This window comes from Stenotrophomonas sp. G4 (assembly GCF_003428825.1).
Taxonomy (GTDB): Bacteria; Pseudomonadota; Gammaproteobacteria; order Xanthomonadales; family Xanthomonadaceae; genus Stenotrophomonas; species Stenotrophomonas indicatrix.
Genome location: NZ_CP031741.1, coordinates 574,155 through 599,500 on the forward strand (window position 1 = coordinate 574,155; position 25,346 = coordinate 599,500).

The 25,346-nt window shown below is 68.1% G+C and carries 24 protein-coding genes and 1 riboswitch; of the genes, 11 read left to right on the plus strand and 13 right to left on the minus strand.

What is annotated here, in order from left to right; translation table 11 throughout:
• Positions 1-143: 143 nt before the first annotated feature.
• Genes D0Y85_RS02595 through D0Y85_RS02605 form a run of 3 tightly spaced genes read left to right on the plus strand, consistent with a single transcriptional unit; the run spans position 144 to position 2,592 of the window.
• Positions 144-1,214: a class I SAM-dependent methyltransferase gene (locus D0Y85_RS02595; RefSeq protein WP_117309432.1), complete on the plus strand. Its 1,071-nt coding sequence runs from the start codon at positions 144-146 to the stop codon at positions 1,212-1,214.
• On the plus strand, positions 1,211-1,912 hold the full coding sequence (locus D0Y85_RS02600; RefSeq protein WP_117309433.1) for a 16S rRNA pseudouridine(516) synthase: 702 nt from the start codon (positions 1,211-1,213) through the stop codon (positions 1,910-1,912). Before D0Y85_RS02595 ends, D0Y85_RS02600 begins: the two co-directional genes overlap by 4 nt.
• Positions 1,909-2,592, plus strand: coding sequence for an HAD family phosphatase (locus tag D0Y85_RS02605; RefSeq protein ID WP_117309434.1), 684 nt, complete (start codon positions 1,909-1,911; stop codon positions 2,590-2,592). The genes D0Y85_RS02600 and D0Y85_RS02605 overlap by 4 nt, the downstream gene beginning before the upstream one ends.
• 401 nt (positions 2,593-2,993) lie before the next feature.
• Here the strand turns inward: D0Y85_RS02605 and fabB are convergent, their stop codons facing one another.
• The gene (gene fabB / locus D0Y85_RS02610) at positions 2,994-4,202 is read right to left on the minus strand and encodes a beta-ketoacyl-ACP synthase I (RefSeq protein ID WP_025878419.1); all 1,209 of its coding nucleotides are present in this window, start codon (positions 4,200-4,202) and stop codon (positions 2,994-2,996) included.
• Positions 4,202-4,717 carry a 3-hydroxyacyl-[acyl-carrier-protein] dehydratase FabA gene (gene fabA, locus D0Y85_RS02615; protein ID WP_025878420.1) on the minus strand — a complete coding sequence of 172 codons (516 nt, stop codon included), beginning with the start codon at positions 4,715-4,717 and terminating at the stop codon, positions 4,202-4,204. The genes fabB and fabA overlap by 1 nt, the downstream gene beginning before the upstream one ends.
• A 191-nt stretch (positions 4,718-4,908) precedes the next feature.
• Between fabA and dinB the strand changes: the two genes are divergently transcribed.
• Positions 4,909-6,003 (plus strand): DNA polymerase IV, encoded by a 1,095-nt coding sequence (gene dinB / locus D0Y85_RS02620; RefSeq protein WP_117309435.1) that lies wholly within the window; start codon positions 4,909-4,911, stop codon positions 6,001-6,003.
• Between the two features lie 1,124 nt (positions 6,004-7,127).
• Here the strand turns inward: dinB and D0Y85_RS02625 are convergent.
• Together D0Y85_RS02625 and D0Y85_RS02630 are read right to left on the minus strand one after the other, a co-directional pair.
• Positions 7,128-8,039 (minus strand): MBL fold metallo-hydrolase, encoded by a 912-nt coding sequence (locus tag D0Y85_RS02625; protein WP_117309436.1) that lies wholly within the window; start codon positions 8,037-8,039, stop codon positions 7,128-7,130.
• 172 nt (positions 8,040-8,211) lie between these two features.
• Entirely contained in the window at positions 8,212-8,850 is a 639-nt protein-coding gene (locus D0Y85_RS02630) for an NAD(P)H-binding protein (protein ID WP_117309437.1), read from the minus strand.
• Positions 8,851-8,956: 106 nt separating this feature from the next.
• On the opposite strand from D0Y85_RS02630, the gene D0Y85_RS02635 reads away from it, so the two are divergent.
• From D0Y85_RS02635 to gph, 3 genes are read left to right on the plus strand one after another with little or no spacing between them, the layout of a single operon-like run.
• Complete coding sequence (locus D0Y85_RS02635; RefSeq protein WP_117309438.1) at positions 8,957-9,886, plus strand: LysR family transcriptional regulator; 930 nt, start codon at positions 8,957-8,959, stop codon at positions 9,884-9,886.
• Positions 9,883-10,674: a class I SAM-dependent methyltransferase gene (locus D0Y85_RS02640; protein ID WP_080150131.1), complete on the plus strand. Its 792-nt coding sequence runs from the start codon at positions 9,883-9,885 to the stop codon at positions 10,672-10,674. Before D0Y85_RS02635 ends, D0Y85_RS02640 begins: the two co-directional genes overlap by 4 nt.
• 49 nt (positions 10,675-10,723) lie before the next feature.
• On the plus strand, positions 10,724-11,392 hold the full coding sequence (gene gph, locus D0Y85_RS02645) for a phosphoglycolate phosphatase (protein ID WP_025878426.1): 669 nt from the start codon (positions 10,724-10,726) through the stop codon (positions 11,390-11,392).
• A gap of 116 nt (positions 11,393-11,508) precedes the next feature.
• Here gph and btuB read toward each other — a convergent pair whose 3' ends face one another.
• Positions 11,509-13,350 carry a TonB-dependent vitamin B12 receptor gene (btuB, locus tag D0Y85_RS02650; RefSeq protein WP_117309439.1) on the minus strand — a complete coding sequence of 614 codons (1,842 nt, stop codon included), beginning with the start codon at positions 13,348-13,350 and terminating at the stop codon, positions 11,509-11,511.
• A gap of 116 nt (positions 13,351-13,466) precedes the next feature.
• Positions 13,467-13,688, minus strand: a riboswitch (cobalamin riboswitch).
• Positions 13,689-13,864: 176 nt separating this feature from the next.
• Here btuB and D0Y85_RS02655 point away from each other — a divergent pair.
• Complete coding sequence (locus D0Y85_RS02655) at positions 13,865-14,443, plus strand: histidine phosphatase family protein (RefSeq protein ID WP_117309440.1); 579 nt, start codon at positions 13,865-13,867, stop codon at positions 14,441-14,443.
• 90 nt (positions 14,444-14,533) lie between these two features.
• Here the strand turns inward: D0Y85_RS02655 and D0Y85_RS02660 are convergent, their stop codons facing one another.
• Complete coding sequence (locus D0Y85_RS02660; RefSeq protein ID WP_117309441.1) at positions 14,534-14,896, minus strand: TfoX/Sxy family protein; 363 nt, start codon at positions 14,894-14,896, stop codon at positions 14,534-14,536.
• Entirely contained in the window at positions 14,893-15,375 is a 483-nt protein-coding gene (locus tag D0Y85_RS02665; RefSeq protein ID WP_117309442.1) for a GAF domain-containing protein, read from the minus strand. Before D0Y85_RS02665 ends, D0Y85_RS02660 begins: the two co-directional genes overlap by 4 nt.
• Before the next feature lie 67 nt (positions 15,376-15,442).
• On the opposite strand from D0Y85_RS02665, the gene bioD reads away from it, so the two are divergent.
• Positions 15,443-16,135 (plus strand): dethiobiotin synthase, encoded by a 693-nt coding sequence (gene bioD, locus D0Y85_RS02670; protein WP_117309443.1) that lies wholly within the window; start codon positions 15,443-15,445, stop codon positions 16,133-16,135.
• 65 nt (positions 16,136-16,200) lie between these two features.
• Here bioD and D0Y85_RS02675 read toward each other — a convergent pair whose 3' ends face one another.
• From D0Y85_RS02675 to msrB, 4 genes are all read right to left on the minus strand, one after another.
• Positions 16,201-17,649: a PLP-dependent aminotransferase family protein gene (locus D0Y85_RS02675; protein ID WP_117309444.1), complete on the minus strand. Its 1,449-nt coding sequence runs from the start codon at positions 17,647-17,649 to the stop codon at positions 16,201-16,203.
• A gap of 169 nt (positions 17,650-17,818) precedes the next feature.
• Positions 17,819-18,556 carry a peptide-methionine (S)-S-oxide reductase MsrA gene (gene msrA / locus D0Y85_RS02680; RefSeq protein WP_117309445.1) on the minus strand — a complete coding sequence of 246 codons (738 nt, stop codon included), beginning with the start codon at positions 18,554-18,556 and terminating at the stop codon, positions 17,819-17,821.
• Between the two features lie 14 nt (positions 18,557-18,570).
• Positions 18,571-20,334: a cytochrome c biogenesis protein DipZ gene (locus D0Y85_RS02685; protein ID WP_117309446.1), complete on the minus strand. Its 1,764-nt coding sequence runs from the start codon at positions 20,332-20,334 to the stop codon at positions 18,571-18,573.
• 2 nt (positions 20,335-20,336) lie between these two features.
• The gene (gene msrB, locus D0Y85_RS02690; RefSeq protein WP_117309447.1) at positions 20,337-20,912 is read right to left on the minus strand and encodes a peptide-methionine (R)-S-oxide reductase MsrB; all 576 of its coding nucleotides are present in this window, start codon (positions 20,910-20,912) and stop codon (positions 20,337-20,339) included.
• 144 nt (positions 20,913-21,056) lie between these two features.
• Here msrB and D0Y85_RS02695 point away from each other — a divergent pair, with 144 nt between their 5' ends.
• Together D0Y85_RS02695 and D0Y85_RS02700 are read left to right on the plus strand one after the other, a co-directional pair.
• Positions 21,057-21,776: a response regulator transcription factor gene (locus D0Y85_RS02695; protein ID WP_032976390.1), complete on the plus strand. Its 720-nt coding sequence runs from the start codon at positions 21,057-21,059 to the stop codon at positions 21,774-21,776.
• Positions 21,773-23,245, plus strand: a complete 1,473-nt coding sequence (locus D0Y85_RS02700) for a HAMP domain-containing sensor histidine kinase (protein WP_117309448.1) — start codon at positions 21,773-21,775, stop codon at positions 23,243-23,245. Before D0Y85_RS02695 ends, D0Y85_RS02700 begins: the two co-directional genes overlap by 4 nt.
• Here the strand turns inward: D0Y85_RS02700 and D0Y85_RS02705 are convergent.
• Together D0Y85_RS02705 and D0Y85_RS02710 are read right to left on the minus strand one after the other, a co-directional pair.
• Positions 23,242-24,585 (minus strand): ATP-binding protein, encoded by a 1,344-nt coding sequence (locus tag D0Y85_RS02705; RefSeq protein ID WP_117309449.1) that lies wholly within the window; start codon positions 24,583-24,585, stop codon positions 23,242-23,244. The genes D0Y85_RS02700 and D0Y85_RS02705 overlap by 4 nt on opposite strands.
• A complete protein-coding gene (locus D0Y85_RS02710) occupies positions 24,582-25,271 on the minus strand; it encodes a winged helix-turn-helix domain-containing protein (protein WP_025878439.1) in 690 nt (229 codons plus the stop codon). The genes D0Y85_RS02705 and D0Y85_RS02710 overlap by 4 nt, the downstream gene beginning before the upstream one ends.
• Positions 25,272-25,346 lie beyond the last annotated feature (75 nt).

Consider the following 25,346-nt stretch of genomic DNA (forward strand, 5'->3'; position numbering starts at 1 on the left):
GGGTTGCGGGGGAGCTTCTACCCTGAGCGCTGGCATGTTGCTGCGGCATCAAGGCAACGTTGAAGTTTCGCAAAGCGGCGTTCGGGGCCGGGCCGGACAAGCCGGTACAATGGACGGCCCTCACGCTTCCAGTACCCGCGCCGATGGCATCCAGCGACGACGCCCCCCTGCAGACCCTGTTCCTGCCGTTCTCCAGCGGTGCCCTGCGCTGGCCGGAGGGTCCGGTGGCCTTCCTGCGCGCCCGGGACGGCTGGCCCCTGCGCGAGCAGGCCGGCGGCCGCCAGGTGGATTGCGAGCAGAGCTTCGCCCCGTTCGCGCAGCCGCTGCAGCAGGCCGCTGGCTGGACCGTCAGCGGGCAGCTGGATGATGTTGCCGGCCGTGGCCGTTACCCGCTGGTGCTGGTGCTGCCGCCACGCCAGCGCGAGGAAGCCCGCGCGCTGTTCGCCCGTGCTCTGGCGCTGGTTGCCGAGGGTGGCCGCATCGTGGCCTGCCAGCACAACAACGAAGGCGCACGTTCCGGCGAAGGCGACCTGAAGCAGTTGACCGGCCTTGGCGGCAGCCTGACCAAGAACCACTGCCGTGTGTTCTGGACCGCACCGCTGCAGGGCCAGCACGATGCGGACCTGGCCAAGCGCTGGGCCGCGTTGGACGCGGTGCGGCCGATCGTCGGCGGCCGCTTCCTCAGCCGTCCGGGCGTGTTCGCCTGGGACCGCATCGACCCGGCATCGGCGCTGCTGGCCGAACACCTGCCGGCCGACCTGGCCGGGCGTGCGGCAGACCTCGGTGCCGGCTATGGCTACCTGTCGCGCGAGCTGCTGGAGCGCTGCCCGAAGATCACCGCGCTGGACCTGTACGAGGCCGAGAAGCGCGCGCTGGACCTGGCCGAACTCAATCTGGCGCCGCCACCGCGCCCCGTGCCGCTGCGCTTCCTGTGGCGCGACGTCACCGCCGGTATCGAGCCGGACTACGACGTCATCATCAGCAACCCGCCGTTCCACACGCCCTCGCGTGCGGACCGCCCGGACATCGGCCAGCGCTTCATCGCCGTGGCCGCGCAGGCGCTGCGCCCGGGTGGGCGCCTGTACGTGGTGGCCAACCGCCACCTGCCCTACGAATACACGCTCAACGAGAGCTTCGGCGCGGTGCGCGTGGTTGCCGAGCGCGATGGCTTCAAGCTGGTAGAAGCGGTGAAGGGCAAGGGGAAGGCCCGGTGAAGCTGGTCAAGCACATCGCCAACCTCGGCTACGGCAGCCGCAAGCAGGTGCAGTGGATGTTCCGCGAAGGCCGCGTTACCGACGCCGACGGCGAGGTGCTGTACGCCGACGACCAGGTGCCGCATGAAGCGGTGCGGGTCGACGGCGAGCCACTGGACCCGCCGGTGGGCCTGTCGCTGGCGATGTACAAGCCGGCCGGCTACACCTGCTCGACCAAGGACAAGGGCCGCCTGATCTACGACCTGCTGCCGCCGCGCTTCCGCGACCGCGACCCGGTGCTGTCCACCGTCGGCCGTCTGGACCGTGAGACCAGCGGCCTGTTGCTGCTGACCGACGACGGCAACCTGCTGCATCGGATCATTTCGCCGAAGTCGAAGCTGCCCAAGGTTTACGAAGTGGAGCTGGCCGAAGACCTGCGTGGTGACGAGGTGGCGCTGTTTGCCAGCGGCACGCTGATGCTGGAAGCGGAGAAGACGCCCCTGCTGCCGGCTGAACTGCAGGTGCTCGGGCCGCGCAGGGCGCGCCTGGTACTGCACGAGGGCCGCTACCATCAGGTACGCCGCATGTTCGCTGCCACAGGCAACCACGTGCAGGCACTGCACCGCAGCCGTGTTGGTGGCCTGGACCTGCAGGGACTGGCCGAAGGGCAATGGCGGCTGCTGACCTCCACCGATCTGGATACGTTGTTCGCTCCATGACCTCCATCGCTGCGCTGCCGTTCCTGCCCGACGCCGTCATCTTCGACATGGACGGCCTGATGATCGACAGCGAGCGTGTGTCGCTTGCATGCTGGAGCGAAGCGGCGGAGGAGTTCGGCCTGCCCCTGGATGCCCGCTTCTTCGTGCGCATGGTCGGCCTTGGCGACCGCGACAGCCAGGCGCTGTTGCGCCAGCAGGGCATCGAAGACAGCATGATCGAGGCCATGGCCGCGCGTTGCCATGATCTGTACGAGGAGCGCACGCAGACCGGGCTGCCGCTGCGGCCGGGCATCCTGGAACTGCTGGAGCTGCTGAAGGCGCATGCGGTGCCGCGCGCGGTGGCGACCACTACGCGGCAGCCGCGGGCCAACCGCAAGCTGGCTGCAGCCGGGCTGCTGCCCTACTTCGATGCGGTGATCACCAGTGGCGATGTGGCGCGGCCGAAGCCGGCGCCGGACATCTACCTGCTGGCCGCGCAGCGGCTGGGACAGGCGCCGGAACGTTGCCTGGCGCTGGAGGATTCGCCGGCGGGAACCCGTGCCGCGCTGGCGGCCGGCATGACCGTGATCCAGGTACCGGACCTGGTGCATCCCGATGAAGAATTGCGCGCGCTGGGCCACCGCATCGTCGGCTCGCTGGTGGACGCGCACGCGCTGCTGCTGCCGCTGTTGCCGAGGTAACGGTGGGTGATGGTGGGTGCCGACCGTTGGCCGGTACGCTTCGCCGCTCTCGCCGGGCATGGCCCGGCGCTACCTCTCTGGTGGGTGCCAACCTTGAACCCGGTGGTGCCACCTTGAACCTGGTGGGTGCCGACCGTTGGTCGGTACGCTTCGCCGCTCTCGCCGGGCATGGCCCGGCGCCACGGCTCTGGTGGACGCCACCTTGAACCTGGTGGGTGCCGACCGTTGGCCGGCACGCTTCACCGTTCTCGCCGGGCATGGCCCGGCGCTACCGCTCTGGTGGACGCCACCTTGAACCTGGTGGGTGCCGACCGTTGGTCGGTACGCTTCGCCGCTCTCGCCGGGCATGGCCCGGCGCTACCGCCCTGGTAGGTGCCAACCTTGGTTGGCACGTTTTCAGATCACACCCTGCCGAACACCAGCGCCGCGTTGGTGCCACCGAAGCCGAAGCTGTTGGACATCACCGTATCCAGCTTCTGCTCGCGGCTTTCGCGCAGGATCGGGAAGCCTTCCACCCTCGGGTCCAGCTCGCCGATGTTGGCCGAGCCGGCCACGAAGCCATCGCGCATCATCAGCAGGCAGTAAATCGCTTCATGCACGCTGGCAGCGCCCAGCGAATGGCCCGACAGCGCCTTGGTCGAGGACAGCGGCGGAATCGCATCGCCGAACACCTCGCGGATCGCACCCAGCTCGGTCACATCGCCCAGCGGGGTCGAGGTGCCGTGGGTGTTGAGGTAATCCAGCGGACGGTCGACGTTCTGCAGCGCCATCTTCATGCAGCGCACGGCGCCTTCGCCGGACGGCGCGACCATGTCGGCGCCATCGGAGGTCACGCCATAGCCGATCAGCTCGGCATGGATGTGCGCGCCACGTGCCACCGCGTGGTCGTAGTCCTCCAGCACCAGCATGCCGCCACCGCCGGCGATGACGAAGCCATCGCGGTCCTTGTCATACGGGCGCGAGGCGCTGGCGGGGGTGTCGTTGAAGCTGGTGGACAGTGCGCCCATCGCATCGAACATCACGCTCATCGACCAGTGCAGGTCTTCACCGCCGCCGGCGAACATGATGTCCTGCGCGCCGTGGCGGATGAGGTCGGCAGCCGCACCGATGCAGTGCGCCGAGGTCGCGCAGGCGGCCGACAGCGAGTAGCTGACACCCTTGATCTGGAATGCGGTAGCCAGGCAGGCCGACACGGTCGAGCACATCGTGCGCGGCACCATGTACGGGCCCACCTTGCGCACGCCACGGCTGCGCAGCAGATCCACCGCACCGACCTGCCATTCGCTGGAGCCACCGCCAGAACCGGCGATCAGGCCGGTGCGCAGGCCACTGACCTGCTCCGGGGTCAGCCCCGCATCGGTGATGGCATCGGCCATCGCCAGGTAGGCGAAGGCCGCGGCATCGCTCATGAAGCGCTTCTGCTTGCGGTCGATCAGCGCATCCAGATCGAGGTCGACGCGACCACCCACCTGGCTGCGCAGGCCGGCTTCGGCGTGGTCGGCCAGCGCGGTGATGCCGGCGCGGCTTTCACGCAGGGCAGCCGAAACGGTATCCAGATCATTGCCGAGGCAGGACGTGATGCCCATGCCGGTGATGACGACGCGACGCATCAGAAGCTCCCGGTTTCGGTGAACAGGCCCACGCGCAGGTCGCGGGCGTTGTAGATCTCGCGGTCGTCCACGTACATGCGCGCGTCGGACTGGGCCATCACCAGCTTGCGGTTGATGACGCGGCTGATGTCGATCTCGTAGCGCACCAGTTTGGCGTCGGGCAGCACCTGGCCGGTGAACTTCACTTCGCCGCAGCCCAGGGCGCGGCCCTTGCCGGGGGCACCCAGCCAGGTCAGGAAGAAGCCGGTCAGCTGCCACATGGCATCCAGGCCCAGGCAGCCGGGCATCACCGGGTCGCCGATGAAGTGGCAGCCGAAGAACCACAGGTCCGGGCGGATATCCAGTTCGGCGCGTACCATGCCCTTGCCATGCGGTCCGCCGTCCTCGCGGATTTCGGTGATGCGGTCGAACATCAGCATCGGGTCGTTGGGCAACCGGCCGGCGGCAGCGCCGAACAGTTCACCGCGTGCGCTGGCCAGCAGCTGGTCGCGGTTGAACGCGTGGAGACGAGTCATGGAAAGCGCAATCCTGGAAGCGAAAACAAGGCAACGAGTTCCCGAGGATGCACGACGGATCAGGCGGATATCAAACCGTGTCTCCGTACGCGTGCGTAGTGTTTTCAGCTGAAACCACGCATCCCGTTGATGCACAACGACCATACTTCGGCGTCTGGACCGGTACGGTGCGGGTATCATGTGGGCCAACCATGAACGCACTGCGCAAGATCATCCACGTCGACATGGACGCCTTCTACGCGTCGGTGGAGCAGCGTGACGATCCGTCACTGCGCGGCAAGCCGGTGGTGGTGGCATGGCGCGGTGCGCGTTCAGTGGTGTGTGCCGCTTCGTACGAAGCGCGCGTGTTCGGCGTGCGTTCGGCGATGCCGGCACTGCGCGCCGAGCGCCTGTGCCCGGACGCGGTCTTCGTGCCGCCGGACTTCGCGCGTTACAAGGCGGTGTCGCGCCACGTGCGCGAGATCTTCCTGCGCCATACCGACCTGGTCGAGCCGTTGTCCTTGGACGAGGCCTACCTGGACGTGACCGAGCCGAAGAGTGGCATCGAACTGGCCACCGACATCGCCCGCACCATCCGCGCGCAGATCCGCGAGGAAACCAACCTGACCGCTTCAGCCGGGATCGCGCCGAACAAGTTCCTGGCCAAGATCGCCTCGGACTGGCGCAAGCCCGACGGCCAGTTCGTGATTCCGCCGCAGCGGGTGGACGCATTCCTGCTGCCGCTGCCGGTGAACCGCGTGCCCGGCGTGGGCAAGGTGATGGAAGGCAAGCTGGCGGCGCGCGGCATCGTCACCTGCGGCGACCTGCGGCAATGGACGCTGCCGGACCTGGAAGACGCCTTCGGCAGCTTCGGCCGCAGCCTGTACAACCGCGCACGTGGTGTCGACGAGCGGCCGGTGGAGCCTGACCAGCAGGTGCAGTCGATCTCTTCGGAGGACACCTTCGCAGAGGACCTGCTGCTGGAAGACCTGGGCGAGGCGATCGTGCAGCTGGCCGGGAAGACCTGGCAGGCCACGCGCAAGACCGAACGCATCGGCCACACGGTGGTACTGAAACTGAAGACCGCGCAGTTCCGCATCCTCACCCGCAGCTTCACCCCCGAACGCCCGCCCGAGTCGATGGAAGAACTGCGCGACATCGCACTGGCCCTGCGCGCCCGCGTCGACCTGCCCGCCGACACCCGCTATCGGCTGGTCGGCGTCGGCCTCGGCGGTTTCCGCGAAAAGGAAGCCGTGGTGCAGGGCGAATTGTTCGAGCACGCAACGAACGATTCCCCACGGACCTGATACATGTGTCGACCAAGGTCGACACCTACCAACAGCCGCGTGCCGACCAACGGTCAGCACCCACCAACCGCAGCGGGAACCTGTCGAAGGCGGGGTGGGTCCGGTTGCGGGGGCGTGAGCGCCATGGATGGCGCGACCGAGCCTACATGGACGTATTCACGGCGTCCCCCGCAACCGGACCCACCCCGCTAACCCTCAGAAAACCAGCTTCTGCAGTTGCTTCGGCTGTTGCAGTTGCCTCTGCGGGTGCAGGGCGCAGCCCTGCAAAAGAACCCCTGCCTTATGGCCACTGCATCTCGCCCTTGGCCACCTTCGCACCCAACTCCAGCTCAGCGTCGGCCTTGGCGGTTTCCGCGATAAGGAAGCCGTGGTGCAGGGCGAATTGTTCGAGCACGCAACGAACGATTCCCCACGGACCTGATGCATGTGTCGACCAAGGTCGACACCTACCAACTGCCGCGTGCCGACCAACGGTCAGCACCCACCAACAGCAGCGGGAACCTGTCGAAGGCGGGGTGGGTCCGGTTGCGGGGGCGTGAGCGCCATGGATGGCGCGACCGAGCCTACATGGACGTATTCACGGCGTCCCCCGCAACCGGACCCGCCCCGCTAACCCTCAGAAAACCAGCTTCTGCTGTTGCTTCGGCTGTTGCAGTTGCCTCTGCGGGTGCAGGGCGCAGCCCTGCAAAAGAACCCCTGCCTTATGGCCACTGCATCTCGCCCTTGGCCACCTTCGCACTCAACTCCAGCTCAGCGTCGGCCTTGGCGGTTTCCGCGAAAAGGAAGCCGTGGTGCAGGGCGAATTGTTCGAGCACGCAACGAACGATTCCCCACGGACCTGATACATGTGTCGACCAAGGTCGACACCTACCAACAGCCGCGTGCCGACCAGCGGCCAGCACCCACCAACCGCAGCGGGAACCTGTCGAAGGCGGGGTGGGTCCGGTTGCGGGGGCGTGAGCGCCATGGATGGCGCGACCGAGCCTACATGGACGTATTCACGGCGTCCCCCGCAACCGGACCCACCCCGCTAACCCTCAGAAAACCAGCTTCTGCTGTTCCTTCGGCTGTTGCAGTTGCCTCTGCGGGTGCAGGGCGCAGCCCTGCAAAAGAACCCCCCTACCTTACGGCCACTGCATCTCGCCCTTGGCCACCTTCGCACTCAACTCCAGCGACGCCACACCCGCCAGCTGCGGATAGCGCGCCTGCATCGCCTTCACCAACGCAGCGCTGTCCTTGGCCTTGGCGGTTTCAACATCGAAGGCACGGATGTAATCCGCGGTGAAGCGCAGCGCACTGGCATCCAGTGCCGCACCCTCCGCGTAATGACCGGGCACCACCACCTTCGGCTTCAGCGCCTGCAGCTGCTGCAGCGTGCGCAGCCAATCGGCATGCGACTGCGGCGTCTGCGTATCGGCCATCCACACGTGCTCGCCGGCCACCACCGGAATGCCACCGACGATCGCGCGCAGCGACGGCACCCACAGCACGCTGCGGTCCGGCGTCGGTCCATCCAGGCCGATCAACGGCAGGCGCTGGCCTTCCAGCTGCAGTGCATCGCCTTCCAGCACTGCGGGCACCACGATGCGTGCGGGAGCGTCGGCGCCCATCTTCGGCCCCCAGTACGCCAGCTTGCCGGCCTGGGATTCACGGATGTGCGCCACGGTCTGCGCGGTGGCGACGATGCGCGCCTGCGGGAACGCATCCTGCACGGTGGCCAAGCCGAAGTAATAGTCCGGATCGCCATGGCTGATGTAGATGGTGGTCAGCCGCTTGCCGCTGGCACGGATCTGCTCGACCAGCCGGCGTGCATCGCCGGCAGCAAACTGCGCGTTGACCAGGATCGCGTCGTTGCGCCCTTCGATCAGCACCGAGGACACCGAGAACATTGCCTGCGGTCCGGGATGGAAGGTCTGCAGGCGCAGCTGGGATTTGGCAGCGCAGGCGGGTGCAGGCGCGGCCGGTGCGGCCAGCAGCGGGGCGCTGGTGAAGCTGGCAGCCAGCGCGAGAGGAAGCAGCAGGGCAGCAGTACGCATGGGAGGTGTCCTTGGGGTGTCGAGCCGAGCGTTGGCTATGCCGGGCGTCCTTGCCCGGCCCCTACGGGCCGTCGCAAGCAACGTTGGCAACGGCTCCTGCCGTTGCCTTCGGCTTTACAGGTGGGTAGCGCCGGGCCATGCCCGGCGGGCGGTCAGGCCGGCGAGTGCGCGATCAGTACGCCGCCGTGATGATCTGCCTGGGGTGCTTGTGCGCTTCCAGTTCGGCGACGAACGCGGCGCCGTAGTCGGCGTAGCTGATGCGGCTGTGGCCGCTGGCATCGGCGAGGAACGCCTTGGGCTGCACGCGGTACTGCCCACGCTCTTCACCCGGGCCGATTTCGGCAGCCGGCGAGAAGAAGGTCCAGTCCAGGTCGTCCACCGCCTGCAGGCGGTTGAACGCTTCACGGTGGGCCAGCGCGTAGGGCTTGTAGGCCTCCGGGAAGGTGGGGGTGTCGACCAGCTGCACGCCGGGGGCGACTTCCAGGCTGCCGGCGCCGCCGACCACGACCAGGCGCGGCACGTTGGCCTTGCGGGCGGCGTTGGCCAGTTGTGCGGCAACCTCGCCGACGCGACCGATGTCGTCGCCCGGGCGCGGGCCGTAGGCGCTGGCCAGCACATCGTGGCCGGTGACGGCGGCGACCAGGGCGTCCTGGTCATCCAGCGAGGCGATGACCGGATGGGCGCCGGCCAGCTCGGCCGGCAGGTCCTGCGCGCTGCGCACGATGACGGTCAGTTGATGGCCGTTGGCCAGCGCGTGGCGGGCGATCTGGCGGCCGATGTTGCCGGTGGCACCGACGAGGGCGATCTTCATGGCAGGACTCCGTGGGGGTGGTGGCTGGGAATGGGGCCACTGTAGGCCGCTGCAGTCGCTCGAAAAACAGCGTATAACGCGCTTGTTTGTTGCATGGATCGAGTAGATGGACCGATTGACCGCCATGACCGTATTCGTCGAAGTGGCCGAGCGCGGCAGCCTGACCGCCGCCGCCGAGGTGCTGGACATGTCGCGGGCGATGGTCAGCCGCTACCTGGCCGAGGTGGAGGGCTGGCTGGGCGCGCGGCTGCTGCACCGGACCACGCGGCGGGTCAGCCTGACCGGGGCCGGTGAAGCCGCGCTGGCGCGTTTCCGGCAGATGCTGGCGATCGGCGAAGAACTGCAGGGTGAGCTGGCCAGCGACGATCCCGAGCCACACGGCACGCTGCGCATCACCGCCAGCGTGTCGTTCGGGCAGAGCCATCTGGCGCGTGCGGTGGCCGCCTTCGTGCAGCGCCATCCGGCCGCACGCATCGAACTGCTGCTGGTCGACCGCATGGTCAACCTGGTGGAGGAGCGCGTCGACCTGGCCGTGCGCATCGCGCGGCAGATCGATCCCAGCCTGATCGCACGTCGCTTGGCGATCTGCCGTTCGGTGCTGTGCGCGACGCCGGCCTACCTGCAGGCGCGTGGCACGCCGACCGCGCCCGAACACCTCGCCGTGCACAACTGCCTGACCCATCACTACGTCGGCAAAAGCCTGTGGCAGCTGCATCGCGAAGGGCGCTCGCTGTCGGTGGCGGTGGGCGGCAACATCAGTGCCAATGAAGCATCGCTGTTGCTGGAGGCGGTGCGCGCCAATGCCGGTATTGCCATGTTGCCGACCTACCAGGTCGCACCGTTGCTGCGCAGTGGTGAGCTGATCGAACTGCTGCCCGAGTACAGCCTGGACGAGCTGGGCATTCATGCCGTGTACGCCTCGCGCCGGCAACAGCCCGTTATCATGCGGCGATTCCTGGATTTCCTCGCCGAGTGCTTCGCCAGCCCGGCCTTCCAGGATCTGGACTGGCGGCCTTCGGGCAAGGAGAGCACATGAACCATGGACAGGCGTTGATCGACCACAACCGTGCTGCCTGGGACCGCCAGGCCAGCGAGGTGCGTGAGTGGTCGCGACCGGTGGATGCCGAAACGATTGCCGCCGCACGCGAGGGACGCTGGCAGGTACACCTGACGCCGCGTGCGTTGCCGCTGGATTGGCTGGGCGATGTGCGTGGCAGGCGCATCCTGTGCCTGGCCTCGGCCGGTGGCCAACAGGCACCCGTGCTTGCCGCGGCAGGCGCCGAGGTGACCGTGTTCGATCTTTCCGACGGGCAGCTGGCGCAGGACCGCGCCGTCGCCGACCGCGACGGTCTGTCGCTGCGCACCGTTCAGGGTGACATGCGTGATCTGCAGGCCTTTGCCAGTGACAGCTTCGACGTGGTGTTCCATCCCATATCGAACCTGTACGTGCCCGACGTGCGTCCGGTGTGGGCCGAGTGCCGCCGGGTGCTGGCACGCGATGGCCTGCTGATGGCCAGCTTCTACAATCCGGTGGTGTTCGTTGCTGCGCGTGATGCACAGCTGAGCGAGCAGGGCCTGATCCGCCCGCAGTACGCGATTCCCTATTCCGACCTGGAAGACCTGGAGCCCGCCGCGCGCGAGGCCAAGCTGGCCCGTGGCGAAGCGCTGACATTCGGCCACAGCCTGGGGGATCTGATCGCCGGGCAGCTGGATGCCGGGTTCGTCATCGACCGCTTCATGGAAGACTGGCAGCCGCAGCCGCGCTTCCTGATCGACCGTTACCTGCCGACCTTCCTGGCCACCCGCGCACGCCGGATCGGCTGAAGACGCGGGCGTACAATGGACGCCCCACGTTGCACGAGTGAGCCGTCCCTTGTCGTATCCCTATCCGCTGGTCGTGTTCGACCTCGATGGCACGCTGGTCGACAGCGCCGCCGATATCGCCGAAGCACTGAACCGCACGCTGGAAGACATCGGCCTGGCGCGCGTACCCGAAGCCACCGTGCTGGGCTGGATCGGCGACGGCGTGCGCCGGCTGGTCGAACAGGCCGTGCAGGCCGCCGGGCGTCAGATCGATCTGGCAGCGGTGATGCCGACCTTCATGGTCCATTACCGCGAATGCCTGCTGCGCAGCCCGCAGCTGTTCGCTGGCGTAGTGGACGCGCTGGCGCAGTTGCGCGCGTTGAACGTGCCGCTGGCCATCTGCACCAACAAGCCGGCCGCGCTGGTGCCGCCGTTGCTGCAGCACCTGGGCATCGCCGATGCCTTTGCGCTGGTGCTGGGTGGTGATTCGCTGCCGCAGCGCAAGCCCAGTGGTGAGCCGTTGCGGCATATCGCCGCGCACTTCGAACTGCCCGTCGATGCGTGCCTGATGGTCGGCGATTCGCTCACCGACTATCGTGCCGCCGAGGACGCCGGCATGCCGATTGCGCTGGTGCGCTACGGCTATCCGCGAGGACTGGACCTGGAAAACGCGCAGGCCGTCGCGGTAATCGACGACCTGCGTGAACTGCCGGGATTGGCTGCGGTATCGGCGATCTGACCTGCCGGTAGCGCCGGGCCATGCCCGGCGGCCCTTCGATCTGGCGCCCCGACGCCGGGCATGGCCCGGCGCTACCGATCATGTAGATCGACGCCATGCGTCGATGGCGTGGATCGTTATTTCGGCTGGTAACGCACGCTCAGCTGATACTCGCGGCCTGGCTGGTTGAACCACGCCACGGTTTCGTACTCGCGGTCGAACACATTGGCCACCCGCGCCAGCACCGACCATGCCGGGGTCAGCGCGTATTCGGCGCGCAGATCCAGCGTGCCGTAGCCGCCGACCTTCACCGCGTTGGCGGCATCGTCGTAGCGCTTGCCCGCGCCCTGCACGGTCAGGCCGGTGCGGAAATCGCCGAAACGGCGGTCGATGTCCAGGCGCGCGGTCTGCTGCGCACGGCGTGCCAGCCAGTTGTCGAACTGCGCGCTGCCGTTGGTGCGGTTGCGCGGGTCGGTGAAACTCAGCTGCGCGTTGATGTCGAAGCCGGCCACGGTGGCGCCGCCGGTCAGTTCGGCACCGCGGATGCGCGCCTTTTCGACCTGCTGCATGCGGAAGGTGGCCGCGTCGTAGGTGATCAGGTCATCGATGCGGGTTTCGTACACGTCCAGGCCCCAGCGCCAGCCTTGGCCCTGCTGCGAGATGCCGAGATTGGCACTCTTGGACTTTTCCGGGTCCAGCGTCGACACGCCGCTCCACGGGTCGTACAGGTCGCTGAAGGTCGGTGCCTTGAACGCGGTGCCGTAGCTGGCGTTGACGCGCAGGCCGTGGCCCAGCTCCATCGCCCAGCCGAAGCTGCCGGTGGCATGGTTGCCGAACTGCTGGTTGTCATCATTGCGTGCGCTGACCTGCAGCTGGTGACGGCCGAAGCGCGCCTGGTACTGCAGGAATACGCCGGTGTTGCGACGGCTGTCGACCAGGTAACCGGCGCTGCTGCCATCCAGGTTGTCCTCGCTCCAGTCCACGCCGGCGCTGAGCAGCTGGCCTTCGGCAACACCGATGTCGGCCTGCAGCGAAGCGCTGTCGCGGTGCGTCTGTGCGCTGCCGCGTGCACCGAAATCACCGAAGTTGTCGGACTCGTTGTCGCTGCGGCCGACGTTGGCGGTCAGCGTCAACTGCTCGGACGGGGTGTAGCGCACCTTGCCGGCCAGTACCTGCTGGCGGGTCTCGGAGTAGTTGTAGTAGCCGTCGTAGTGGTTCTTGCCGTCGGCACGCAGGGCGCTGCCTTCCACGGTCCACTGATCGCCCAGGTTGTAACCACCGCGCAGGCTCTTGGACAGGTTGCGGTAGCCATCGCGGTCGGGTTCATCGGCGAAGCAGCCGGTGAACAGCGTGGCCGAACCGCGGCAGGCATCGATGCCATCCGAATGCTGGTAGGCGATGTCGGCGCCGAACCAGCCGCGTTCGGTGCCGCCACCGATGCCGCCGCTGGCTTCACGCAGGCCATCGCTGCCGCCGCCCAGCTGGAAGTGCGGAGCGAAATCACCCTGGTTGCGGCGGGTGAAGATCTGGATCACGCCGCCGATGGCGTCGGCACCGTACAGGCTGGACTGCGGGCCGCGCACGATTTCCACGCGCTCGATCTGTGCCAGCGGCAGATCCTGGTACATCGCCAGGCCGAGGTCGGCGCTGTTGATGCGCACGCCATCGACCAGCACCACGGTGTGCGAGGAATTGGTGCCACGCAGGAACAGCGAGCTCTGCTTGCCCAGGCCACCGGCATTGGTCAGGTTGATGCCGGCGCGGCCCTGCAGCAGTTCCTGCAGGGAGGTGGCCTGGCTGGATTCGATCTGCGCGCGGTCGATCACCTGCGCAGGCGCAATGCTGTCCTGCAAGGCGATCGGAGTACGGGTAGCGGTGACCAGCACCTGGTCGAGGTCGGCGGCGCCATCATCGGCCAGGGCCAATGCAGGAAGTGCGGCCAGCACGGCCAGGGACAGCATTCGGGACTGCAGTTTCATCGGGGGACTCCAGGTGCCGCGCACGCCCGCGCAGCGAAGGGGAGGAGTCACAACAGGCAGGCACGCGCCGATGCCGCAGCCATCGCCGCAGACAACCAGCGCCATGCCCACCGCATCGCGACCTGAGGCTTCCGGGCCGGTCTCCGGGCTCGCCGCCGGGTGGCCCAAGGCCACCGTCCAGGCGCCTTCCCATGCCTGCGGCACAGTGGCGGGTTGCCTGGAACTGACGTGCTTACCGTTGCGGGGGCAGCGCCGGCATGGCGTGTTGTCACGCGTCACCGGCTTCCCGTTTCAACCTGCCGGCAGGGCCGCAGGTCACCTGGAAGTGCGCGCAGTCTACGGCATCGCGGCCGGCCCGTAGCAGTGAACCTGCACGACTGGAGAGGCGCGGATGCAACCGCACGGTGCAGCAGACCTGCGCCAGCGCCTAGAATGCAGCTCGAATTATCGTGGTGCCGTTGCCGATGTCCGTCTGTTTTCCGCTGTTCCCGCGCCGCCCTGACTGGGCACGCGCATGATCCTCGACCTGGTCCGCCATGCCGGCAACGGTCGCGATGAGTTCCTCGATGGCCGCAGCGATCCGCCGCAGCTGGCTCGCCTGCCGCAGGAACTGGTCGATGCCTATGCCGGGCAATCGTGGGAACGGGTGATCAGTTCGCCGCGCCTGCGCTCGCTGCATACGGCGATGGCGCTGGCCACACCGCGCGCGCTGGACGTGGAGGCCGACGAGGAGTGGGAAGAGCTGGATTTCGGCGACTGGGATGGCCAATCGTTGTTCGACCTGCCGGAAGAGGCGTTGGCCGCGTTCCACGCCGATCCGCACGCGTTTCCGCCGCCGCATGGCGAAAGCTGGGGCCACTTCGAACGGCGCATCGCACGCGCGCTGGATCGCCTGCTGGATGACGACGACCCGCCGCCGACGGTCGTGGTCAGCCACGGCGGCCCGCTGCGCATGGTGCTGTCGCAGGTGTGTGGCCTGCCGATGTCGCTGTGCTGGGCGCTGCGCATCGACCACGGCACGCGCCTGCGCGTGTGGGTCGAGCGCGGTGAAGCGGGGCTGGTGGGCGAGCTGCTGGAGCTGCAGCAACCCTGATCGGACGGTAGTGCCGGCCGCTGGCCGGCAACTGCACGATCTTCGCAACGTTCCTGAGCTTGCCGGCCAGCGGCCGGCACTACCAAACAGTCAATCCTCGTCGGCGCTTCCAGCCGTGCTTTCTTCGCCATCATCCTCGGCGTCGAAGCGCTGCTCATGCACCGGGCCCGATGCCGGACCTGCCGCCTTCAGCGGATGCACGGCAATCCGTGCTTCGTAGTCCTGCACCAGTGCCGTACGCTGCGGCTCGCTCAATTCCTGCCAGTGGCAGTCCAGCAGCGCACCTTCCAGCGAATACAGCAGGTTGAGGCTGGGCTTGAAGCCGGCACGCTTGACCTTGACGAAGGCACCGACGGCACCGATCGCAACCAGGTCCTCACGGCTGCGCAGGCCCACCTGGCGCAGCCATGCCGCACTCTTCGGGCCGATGTTGCGCAGCTTGACCGCGCTCACGCCAACGCCCCGACGAACACCTCGGCGATGGCTTCCAGGCCGGCCTGGTCCTCGGCATCGAAGCGGCCGACGATGGGGCTGTCGATATCGAACACGCCGATCAGCTCCTCACCGCGGAGCAACGGCACCACCAGTTCCGAGCGCGATGCGGCGTCGCAGGCGATATGGCCGGGGAAGGCGTCCACGTCTTCGATCCGCTGGGTAACGCGCTGGCTGGCGGCCGCACCGCACACGCCCTTGTCCAGCGGAATGCGTACGCAGGCCGGCAGGCCCTGGAACGGACCGACCACCAGTTCCTTGCCGTCGTACAGGTAGAAGCCCACCCAGTTCAGGTCGGGCAGGGCGTGGTAGACCAGTGCAGCGAGGTTGGCCGCATTGGCGATGCGGTCGGACTCGCCGTAGACCAGGCCACGGGCCTGTTCCAGCAGCTGGGCGTATTGTTCCGGCTTGCTGCCGGTGAGCGAGGCGTTGGCGAACATGGCCGCAGTCTAGCAAGCGTGCCGGGCCAGCGATAATGGGGGCTCTGTTGCCCCGCTGGAGCCTGTGATGTCCCTGCCTGCCACGTTGCCGACGGCCCTGTTCGTCACCGGCACCGATACCGAGATCGGCAAGACCGTCGCCAGTACCGCGCTGCTGCACGCGCTGCGCCGGCGCGGCCTGCGCGCGGTGGGCATGAAGCCGGTGGCCAGCGGCAGCCATGACGCGGGGCAGGGGCTGCGCAACGACGACGCGCTGGCATTGCAGGCCGCCAGCCTGCCGGTGCCTGACTACGCCGATCTGAACCCCTACGCATTGCGCCAGCCGTTGGCGCCCGAACTGGCGGCCGCAGAAGATGGCGTGCGCATCGAACTGGCCCCGATCGTGGCGGCCTTCGAACGCCTGCGCGCACAGGCCGACGTGGTGGTGGTCGAAGGCGTGGGCGGCTGGCTGGCGCCGTTGTCGGCGCAGTTGGACCAGCTTGACCTGGTGCGTGCGCTGCGGCTGCCGGTGGTGCTGGTGGTCGGCATGCGCCTGGGCTGCGTCAACCACGCGCGGTTGACCGCACACGCGCTGCAGGCCAGTGGCGTGGAGTGCCTGGGCTGGATCGGCAACCACATCGATCCGTCGATGCAGCGCCAGGATGAGAATTTCGCGACCTTGCAGCAGCGCCTGCCGATGCCCTGCTGGGGCCGGCTGCCACATCTGCCGGGCGCCGATGGCGAAGCCTTGAGCGCGTATCTGCACAGCGACCACAGGTAGTGCCGGCCGCTGGCCGGCAACTGCACGCGTTTCACCACCTCGAGGTTGCCGGCCAGCGGCCGGCACTACCGTGTTGCCGCCACCAGCTCCCGTGCGATCGCACCCAACCGTTCCACCGCCGCGATGAAGCGCGCGTCCAGGGTCTGGCAGCACGACAACCGCAGGCAATGCCGGTAGCGCGCGCCACGCGAATACACCTGGCCCGGCATGAACACGATGTCCTCTGCCAATGCGCGCTCGAACAGCTCCCGGGTGTCTACGCCAGGCAACTCCAGCCACAGCAGGAACCCTCCCTGCGGCTCGGTGGCGCGGGTGCCGGCCGGGAAATGTTCGGCCACCAGCTGCCGCAGGCGGCCGACCTGTTCGCGGTACAACCGGCGCATGCGATGCAGGTGATGCTCGTAGCTGCCGGCTTCCAGGTAGGCCGCCACCGCATCACCGAGCAGCTGCGGTTCGCCGCCGGTGGACTGGAATTTGAGCAGCGCGATGCGTTCGGCGAAGCGGCCGCCATCGAGCCAGCCGATGCGGTAGTCCGGTGCCAGCGTCTTCGAGAATCCACCGACCACCATCACCCAGCCATCGCGGTCGAACGCCTTCAGCAACGGCGCCGGCGGCTCGCTGAACTGCAGTTCGGCGTACACCGCGTCTTCGATCAGCGGCAGCTGGCGTGCGTTGACCAGTTCGGCCAGGCGCTGCTTGTCGGCGATCGGCATCGTGCAGCCCAGCGGGTTGTGCACGGTCGGCATCACCACCAGCGCCGCAAGAGGGGTGTGCTCCAGCAGTGCTTCCAGCGCATCCACGTCCAGGCCGCGCTGCGGATGGGTGGGCAGTTCGATCGGCTGCAGGCCCAGCGTGGTCAGCAGGGGATACAGGTTGAAGTACGAGGGCGCTTCGATTCCCACCGCATCGCCGGGCCGGGTGACCGCGCGCAGCGCCAGTTGCAGTGCCTCCATCGCGCCATGGGTCAGCAGCAGGCGTTCGGGGTGGGTATGCAGGCCCATCCGCGGGCCACGCCGCACGATCTGCGCCAGCAGGCGTGGCGAACCATTGGGACGGGCGTAGGTCTCCACGGTCTGCTGGCCGTGGCGCAGCACCTGCGCGGTGTGCCGGGCCAGCTGCGCACCCGGGTAGAACTGGCGCCCACGCGGGCCGGCAAAGGCGAGATCGATCACGCCGGGGCGCCGCTGCGCTTCCAGCACCCGCGCCATCAGCACCTGCTGCAGCGGGGCGGTGGGCGCGGACGGCGCATCACGCAGCGAGCGCTGCGGAACCGACAGTCGCGGCGCGACTTCGAAGCCGGCCTTGGGCCGCGGAATGACCAGACCGGCGTCTTCCAGCTGACGGTAGGCCGCGATCACGGTGTTCAGGCTGAGCTGGCGCTGCGATGCCATCTGCCGCAGCGACGGCAGCCGGCTGCCGACCGGCAGGCGCCCGCCGTGGATGGCTTCAGCCAGCTCGTCCGACAGCCGCTGGTAGCGGGGAGGAATCATCGTGGTGGCGTCTTCTGTATCCATCGACCCGGCCCGCATCTGGTTCTGTACCCATGATGCTGACGAGCCTAGCATGTCGTTGTCGGCCGGGCCTGATCGGGGCCGGGTCGACATTTCCCAAGCGCACGGCCCTGTGGCCGTGCGTCTTTTTCATGCCGTGGTGGCGGCCAGCGGCCGGCCCCGCCATGGGGTGTCAGCGCATCGGCACCAACGCGGGATCGCGGCGGTACAACGCCGGGAACTGCTTGCCCAGCGCGGTCAGCTTGGGCGCGTCGTAGTAGCGGATGTACGCGGCCTGCGGGTAGTTGCTCATGTAGTTCTGGTGGTAACTCTCGGCCGGGTAGAAGCGCTGGCCGCTGCTCACCTGGGTCACGATCGGCGCGCGGTAGCTGCCTGCCTGGCCGAGCTGGCCGATGTACGCACGGCTTGCTGCCTGCTGGCGCGCGTCTTCGGCGAAGATCGCCGAGCGGTACTGGCTGCCATGATCGGGCCCTTGGCGGTTGAGCTGGGTCGGGTCGTGCACCACCGAGAAGAACACCTGCATCAACTGTCCATAGCTGACCTGGCGCGGGTCGTAGTCCACCTTCACCGCTTCGGCGTGGCCGGTGCGGCCACTGCTGACGCGTTCATAGCGGGCGTCGGCGGCACTGCCTCCGATGTAACCGGACACCGCGTTGCTCACCCCTTTGACGTGCTGGAACACGCCCTGCACGCCCCAGAAACAACCGCCGGCGAAGACCACGCTGGCGTGGCTTGCGTCATCGCGGAACGCCGCATCACCGCTGGGCGCAGGCGGTGCCTGCAGCTGCGCGGTGGGCTCGGCCGGGGCGGCGATCGCGCTGTGGTCGACCAGCAGCACACCTGCGACCAGCGCGGTGGCGACCAGGCCGGCGACGCCGGCGGCAATGCCCTGTTCGAAGGAGAGTTTCATCGTGTGCTCCCGGTTCAACCGAAGGTGAAGGCGTAGGCCTGCACGCCTGCGTCGAGGAATTCGATCTCGAAACGATGCGGACCGATCGCGCCGCGCTGGCGGATCAGCTGGTACAGGCGGTGCTCGTTGACGGTGCCGGTGCCATCGGCGGCCACGTCGGCGCCGGCATCGGCCGCAGGCAGTGGCTTGCCATCGAGCAGCACGCGGAAGCGCACCGGCTTGCCGTCCTCGCCCGGTGCCAGCACCAGATGCAGGTCGCGGGCGTGGAACTGGAACGCGATGCGGCCGCCGGCCTGCTGCAGTTGTGCAGCCTCATCGTTGACCCGCCACTGTCCGGACAGGCCCCATTGGTTCAGCGCCAGGGTGGACGGCAGCGTGTAGCCGAATGCTGCGTCGGTGCGCTGCCCGCCCGGCGAGGCGAACTGCTCGGCACGTGCGTGGCCCAGGTAGGTTTCCGGCGAGCGCAGGTTGCCCATGTCGGCCTGCGTGGCCACGCCCTGCAGGTCAGCCGCGGCCGGATCAGCAGGCGGCGGCAGCTCGGCCTGCCCGGCTTCCACCAGCAGGCGGCGAATCACCTGTTCGGAGTGCGCGTAGTTGCCCTCGCCGAACTGATGCCCGCGGATGTTGCCCTGCGCATCGACGAAGTAGTGCGCCGGCCAGTAGCGGTTGTTGAACGCGCGCCAGATCGCATACTGGTTGTCGAGCGCGACCGGGTACTCGACCTGCAGCTGCTGCACGGCCTTCATCACGTTGCGCGGGTCGCGCTCAAACGCGAATTCCGGGGTGTGCACGCCGATCACCACCAGGCCATGGTCGCGGTAGCGCTGCGCCCACTCGTGCACGAACGGCATCGCACGCAGGCAGTTGATGCAGGAATAGGTCCAGAAGTCGATCAGCACGACCTTGCCATGCAGCTGCTCGCGGCTCAGCGGCGGGCTGTTGAGCCACCCGGTGGCGCCATCCAGCGTGGGCAGCGTTCCTTCCACCGGCAGCGGCGCGCCTACCTGGCCGGCTGCCATCATCATCATCGGTGGTGCTGCCGGCTGCGTGCCGGGCACGGCATCCAGCAGGCCCTGTTCGATGCGTGCGGTACTGACCGCGGACAAGCGGGTCAGCAGGCCGGTGTCCCAGCCCACGCCGATCGCCACAACCGCCAGCAGCGCGGCCACGCCCAGCACCCGGCGCACCACATTGCCCAGGCCGAGCCGGGCCTGCAGCGCGCGGAACACACGGCCGCCCACCCACACCGCCAGCGCCAGTGCGGTGACGGCGCCCAGCGCGTAGGCCAGCAACAGCGAACTGGTGCCGACACTGGCGCCGTTCAGGGCGGCACCGGTCAGCACCAGGCCAAGAATCGGACCGGCGCAGGGGGCCCACAGCAGGCCAGTGGCGATGCCGATCAGCAGCGAGGTCCAGGCGCCGCCGTGCCCAGCCGAATCCGCAGCGTCGGCACGTGCGCTCAGTCGCGCACCGATGCGCTGCAACGGCGCCAGCAGGTGGTCGGCCAGGGTCGGCCACAGCAGCGCGATGGCGAACACCGCCATCAGTACCAATGCCACCCAGCGGCCGACCTGGTTGGCCTGCGCCACCCACTGGCTGCCGACCGCCGCCAGACTGGCGACCACGGTGAAGGTCAGCGCCATGCCCAGCAGCAGCGGCAGGGTGCTGCGCAGGAAAGGACGATCAGCGCGTGCGAACACGAACGGCAGCACCGGCAGGATGCACGGGCTGAGCAGGGTCAGCACGCCGCCGAGATAGGCAAGCAGCAACAGCAGCATCATCAGGCTCCAGAAGCAGGGGAAGAACCGACCGGCACGCGCCAGCCGCCAGCGGCGTCCTGTTGCGCAGTCCCGGGCATGAACACCATCGCGGCGCCGTTCATGCAGTAGCGCAGTCCGGTCGGCCGCGGGCCATCGTTGAACACGTGGCCGAGATGGCCGCCACAGCGGCGGCAATGTGCTTCCACCCGCAACATGCCGAAGGTGGTGTCACGGTCCTCGCCGATGGCGTTGTGCAGCGGCGCCCAGAAGCTGGGCCAGCCGGTGTGGCTTTCGAACTTGGTGGACGAAGAGAACAGCGGCAACGCACAGCCGGCGCAGGCGAACGTGCCCTGCCGATGTTCCTTGTTCAGCGGGCTGCTCCAAGGGCGCTCGGTGGCCTGCTGGCGCAGCACGGCGTACTGCGCCGGGCTCAGCAGCCGGCGCCACTCGGCATCGCTGCGGACCACCTCGAACTGTCGTGCAGGCCGTGCCTCGGCAGCGGCTGGCGCCGCACGGCTGCACGCGCCCAAGCCCAGCAGGCCGGCGGCGGTGACAGCACCGCCCAGGCCCAGCAGATGGCGGCGGGTGAGGGTCATGGTGGACTCCGGGAAGGGGCAACGGGGCCATGCTGCGCCCCCTCCGGTCAACGAATCCTCACGCAGGATTCAATTTTTCGTGAGGTATCCACGCCGCTCCCGCGCCACAATGCGGGCAGCCTCCCCGCTGGCCCGAAGCTGCCGATGTCCGCCAAACGCGTCCTGATCGTTGAAGACGATGCCCACATCGCCGACCTGCTGCGCATGCACCTGGGTGATGAGGGCTATGAAGTCGCACACGCCGCCAGCGGCGATGCCGGCCTGCGCCTGATCGAACAGGAAGGTCCGTGGGATGCACTGGTACTGGACGTGATGCTGCCGGGCGTGGACGGCCTGCAGGTCTGCCAGCGCGCACGCGCGATGGCGCGCTACGTGCCGATCATCATCATCAGCGCACGTGGCAGCGAAACCCAGCGCATCGTCGGCCTGGAACTGGGCGCGGACGACTACCTGGCCAAGCCGTTCTCGATGCCGGAACTGGTGGCGCGCGTGCGTGCGCTTCTGCGCCGCGCCGAAGCGATGGCACAGAACGCGCGCATCGATGCCGGGGCGATCGAACTCGGGGGGCTGCGGCTGGACCCGGTCGCCCGTACTGCCGCCGTCGATGGCAATGCACTGGAACTGACCCCGCGTGAGTTCGAACTGCTGCTGTTCTTCGCCCGCCACCCGGACCAGGTGTTTGCGCGGATGGAACTGCTCAACCAGGTCTGGGGCTACCAGCACGATGGTTACGAGCACACGGTCAACACCCACATCAACCGCCTGCGCAGCAAGATCGAGACCGACCCGGGCAACCCGCGGCGTCTGCTGACCGTATGGGGGCGCGGCTACAAGCTGGTCGACCCGGCCGGGGCGGCCACATGATCAAGCCGAACCTGTGGCAGAAACTGGCGCTGGTGATGTCGGCGCTGATGCTGACGTGCTGCATGGCGCTGCTGGCCTGGCAGATGCGCACCAATACCCGGCATGAGCAGGAAGTGGTGCAGCGCCTGTCGCTTGGGTTGGCCGAGCACATCGCCCAGCGCAGCGAGCTGATGGACACCAGCGGCATGCGCGATGCAGCGGTGCGCGCATTGTTCGGCCAGCTGATGGCGGTCAACCCCAGTGTCGAGGTGTACCTGCTGGATGAGCAGGGTCGCATCCTCGGCCACGATGCGCCCAGCGGCCACCTGGTGCGCAGCCGGGTGGACGTGGCACCGCTGCGGCGCCTGCTGTCCGGTGCGCCGCTGCCGATCCTCGGTGACGATCCCCGCAGTGCCGATGGCCGCAAGGTGTTCAGTGTCGCGCCGCTGGTGGTGCAGGGGCGGCAGGCGGGTTACGTGTATGTGGTGCTGGTGGGCGAACACCGGCAGATGCTGGCCGACGATCTGGCCGCCGGCAGCCAATGGCACACCACGCTCTGGTCGGTGCTGTTGATCGGCGGGCTGGGCCTGCTTGCCGGCCTGGTGGCCTTCTACTGGGTGACCCGGCCACTGCGCCAGGTCACCCGGCGCATCCAGGCCTTCGACATCGACGCACCGACGCCCCTGCCCGCGCCGGTACCGCTGCGCGCGGGCGAGCGCGATGAACTGAAGATCCTCGAACATGCCCATTCACAGATGGCACAGCGGCTGGGCGAGCAGTGGCAGCAGCTTCGGCAGCAGGACCTGCAGCGCCGCGAACTGGTGGCCAACATCTCGCACGACCTGCGCACGCCGTTGTCCTCGCTGCACGGTTACCTGGAGACGCTGGCGCTGAAAGAAGCCACGCTGTCGCCGCAGGAGCGCCGTCGCTATCTCGGTATCGCGCTGGCGCAGAGCGCCAAGGTCGGCCGTCTGGCCCGGGCACTGTTTGAACTGGCGCGGCTGGAGCACGGTGAAGTGCGGCTGGAGTGGGAAGTGTTCGCGCTGCCGGAACTGCTGCAGGACGTACTGCAGAAGTTCGAGCTGGCCGCGCAGGCACGTGGGCAGCGCCTGCACGCTGATTTCCCGCCGGGCCTGCCGCTGGTCCGCGCGGACCTGGGTCTTGTGGAGCGCGTGCTGACCAATCTGCTCGACAACGCGCTGCGGCATGCGCCGGACGGGGGCCGCGTGCAGGTGCAGCTGTCGGCGCTGCCCGACAGTGTGCAGGTGGCGGTACAGGACGATGGCCCTGGGGTGGCGCCAGCACTGCGTGGGCAACTGTTCCAGGCGCCGGCGGCACTGGGCGCGCGGCGTGGCGAGAACGGCGGGCTCGGCCTGCTGATCGTGCAGCGCATCGTGCAGTTGCATGGCCGCCGTATCGAACTGCGCGACAGCGAACAGGGCGCGCTGTTCGTGTTCGCCTTGCCGCGTGCCGATGCCGAGGCGAACTAGACGTTGTCTGCCGGTGGCGGGACACCGCTTTCCATCGGCAGCAGCAGCCGGATGCAGGCACCGCCGAGCACCGAATCGGCCACTTCCACGTGGCCGCGATGCTTGTCCGCCACCACCTGCACCAGCGCCAGGCCCAGCCCGAAGCCCGGGCTGGCCAGGTCCAGCCGCACGTAGGGCTGCATCACCTGGCTGCGCAGTTCGACGGCGATACCGGGACCATCGTCCTCCACCTGCAGGCACAGCCATCCCTCGTTGAGCGTGCTGACGATGCGGATCTGCCGGCGCGCATAGCGCAGCGCGTTGCCCAGCAGGTTGCGCAGCGCCAGTTCCAGCATGTGCCGGTTGACGTTGACCAGCCCTGCCGGTGACAGGTCCTGCTGCACCGGTATCGTCAGTGGTGCGAACTGCTCGACCACACCGCGTACCAGCGCGGCCAGTTGCAGGCGCTGGCGGGTGACCTGATGGCAGCGGCCGAGCGCGGCGTACTCGACACCCGCATCGGTCAGGTGCTGCAACCGGTCGATGTCGATGCGCAGGCCGGACAGCGCATCGCGCTGGGCGTCGTCCAGTCCGGTGTCTTCCAGGTCGGCCAGGCCGAAGCGCATGCGTGCCAGCGGTGTGCGGACTTCGTGCGCCACCGCCTGGGCCAGCACGCGCTGGCTGTCCAGCAGCAGCTGCAGCTGTTCGGCCATGTGGTTGAACGCCTTGGCCAATGGCCGCACCAGCGCGGTACCGGCGCGTGGCGCCCGGCTGTCGAGCTGGCCATCGCGCATCCGTCGTGCGGTCTGCGCCAGCTGCGAGACATCGCGCCACAACCGATAGACCATCACGTACATCGGCAATGCCACCGCCACCATCAGGATCAGCAGGATGATGGCCACGCCGGAGGCGTCGCTGTCCTGCCAGCCTTCTTCGGGCAGGGCCTGGTCCAGCGGCCCCAGGATCAGCGCACTGCTGCTGTTGCCGACGCGCTGCAGGCTGCGCATGCTGTCCAGCTCGATCTGCACGTGTCCGTTGAGCAAGCCCTTGCGCTGTTTCGCCGGCAGTATCGCGGCAGCTTCGGTCAGCGGCATCAGCTGCAGCGGATAGGCGAAATCGCTGTCCAACTGTTGTGCCAGGGCTGGCCACTGCGCCGGCGGCGTTTCGGCGAAGCGATGTTGCAGCATGGCGTGCGGGCCGCGCATTTCCGCCTGCAGGCTGGCCTCGGTGCGGTCTTCCAGCAGCGCATCCCAGGCCCACAGCCCGAGCACGATCAGCAGCAGATGGGCGGTGAGGAAACCGATGCCGTAGCGCAGGAAGTGGAAGGCATGGCCACGCATGGCCGACGACGGAGGCTTCATCCCCATGCCGATCGGCTGAACAGGTAACCACGGCCGCGCACGGTCTTGATCCGCTCGGGCTGCTCCGGGTTGTCGCCGAGCTTGCGCCGCAGGCGCGAGATGCGTGCGTCGATCGACCGATCCAGGCCATCGAAGGCGATGCCGCGCAGGCCACGCAGCAGCGCATCGCGGTCGAGGATCTGGCCCGCGTTGCCGGCCAGCAGGAACAGCAGGTCGAACTCGGCGGTGGTCAGCTCCAGCAGGCGGCCCTGCAGGTGCACGTTGCGGGTGGACGGGTCGATGCTCAGTTCACCGAAACGCAGGGCGCCATCGCGTGGCTCGACCCGGCGGTGGCGGCGCAGGTGGGCGCGCAGCCGGGCCAGCAGCACCCGTGGTTCGATCGGCTTGCCGATGTAGTCGTCGGCGCCCAGTTCCAGCCCCAGCACCTGGTCGATGTTGTCCGTGCGGGCGCTCAGCACGCAGATGATCCCGTCATAGTGGGGCCGGATCTGCCGACACACTTCGAAACCATCTTGGCCCGGCAGCCCGATGTCGAGCAGGACCAGCGCCGGCTTTTCGCTGAGGATCCGGGCGATCGCGCGCTGGCCGCAGCGTTCGTGGGCGACCTGGTAACCGTGGCGCTTCAGGTAGTCGCTGACCATCGTGCCCAGCCGAGCGTCGTCTTCAACCAGTACGATATCCAGCATCTACAAGGCCTCCGGGGTGCTTCCGTACCGCCGTGGCACGAGCGCGGCGATGCTATCCCAGCTGTCGGGCCGCTC

Coding starts and splice junctions, on each gene's coding strand:
- D0Y85_RS02595 (WP_117309432.1), top strand. CDS start 144: ATGGCATCCAGCGACGACGCCCCCCTGCAGACCCTGTTCCTGCCGTTC.
- D0Y85_RS02605 (WP_117309434.1), top strand. CDS start 1,909: ATGACCTCCATCGCTGCGCTGCCGTTCCTGCCCGACGCCGTCATCTTC.
- fabB (WP_025878419.1), bottom strand. CDS start 4,202: ATGCGTCGCGTCGTCATCACCGGCATGGGCATCACGTCCTGCCTCGGC.
- fabA (WP_025878420.1), bottom strand. CDS start 4,717: ATGACTCGTCTCCACGCGTTCAACCGCGACCAGCTGCTGGCCAGCGCA.
- dinB (WP_117309435.1), top strand. CDS start 4,909: ATGAACGCACTGCGCAAGATCATCCACGTCGACATGGACGCCTTCTAC.
- D0Y85_RS02625 (WP_117309436.1), bottom strand. CDS start 8,039: ATGCGTACTGCTGCCCTGCTGCTTCCTCTCGCGCTGGCTGCCAGCTTC.
- D0Y85_RS02630 (WP_117309437.1), bottom strand. CDS start 8,850: ATGAAGATCGCCCTCGTCGGTGCCACCGGCAACATCGGCCGCCAGATC.
- D0Y85_RS02635 (WP_117309438.1), top strand. CDS start 8,957: ATGGACCGATTGACCGCCATGACCGTATTCGTCGAAGTGGCCGAGCGC.
- D0Y85_RS02640 (WP_080150131.1), top strand. CDS start 9,883: ATGAACCATGGACAGGCGTTGATCGACCACAACCGTGCTGCCTGGGAC.
- btuB (WP_117309439.1), bottom strand. CDS start 13,350: ATGAAACTGCAGTCCCGAATGCTGTCCCTGGCCGTGCTGGCCGCACTT.
- D0Y85_RS02655 (WP_117309440.1), top strand. CDS start 13,865: ATGATCCTCGACCTGGTCCGCCATGCCGGCAACGGTCGCGATGAGTTC.
- D0Y85_RS02665 (WP_117309442.1), bottom strand. CDS start 15,375: ATGTTCGCCAACGCCTCGCTCACCGGCAGCAAGCCGGAACAATACGCC.
- bioD (WP_117309443.1), top strand. CDS start 15,443: ATGTCCCTGCCTGCCACGTTGCCGACGGCCCTGTTCGTCACCGGCACC.
- D0Y85_RS02675 (WP_117309444.1), bottom strand. CDS start 17,649: ATGGATACAGAAGACGCCACCACGATGATTCCTCCCCGCTACCAGCGG.
- msrA (WP_117309445.1), bottom strand. CDS start 18,556: ATGAAACTCTCCTTCGAACAGGGCATTGCCGCCGGCGTCGCCGGCCTG.
- D0Y85_RS02685 (WP_117309446.1), bottom strand. CDS start 20,334: ATGCTGCTGTTGCTGCTTGCCTATCTCGGCGGCGTGCTGACCCTGCTC.
- msrB (WP_117309447.1), bottom strand. CDS start 20,912: ATGACCCTCACCCGCCGCCATCTGCTGGGCCTGGGCGGTGCTGTCACC.
- D0Y85_RS02695 (WP_032976390.1), top strand. CDS start 21,057: ATGTCCGCCAAACGCGTCCTGATCGTTGAAGACGATGCCCACATCGCC.
- D0Y85_RS02700 (WP_117309448.1), top strand. CDS start 21,773: ATGATCAAGCCGAACCTGTGGCAGAAACTGGCGCTGGTGATGTCGGCG.
- D0Y85_RS02705 (WP_117309449.1), bottom strand. CDS start 24,585: ATGAAGCCTCCGTCGTCGGCCATGCGTGGCCATGCCTTCCACTTCCTG.
- D0Y85_RS02710 (WP_025878439.1), bottom strand. CDS start 25,271: ATGCTGGATATCGTACTGGTTGAAGACGACGCTCGGCTGGGCACGATG.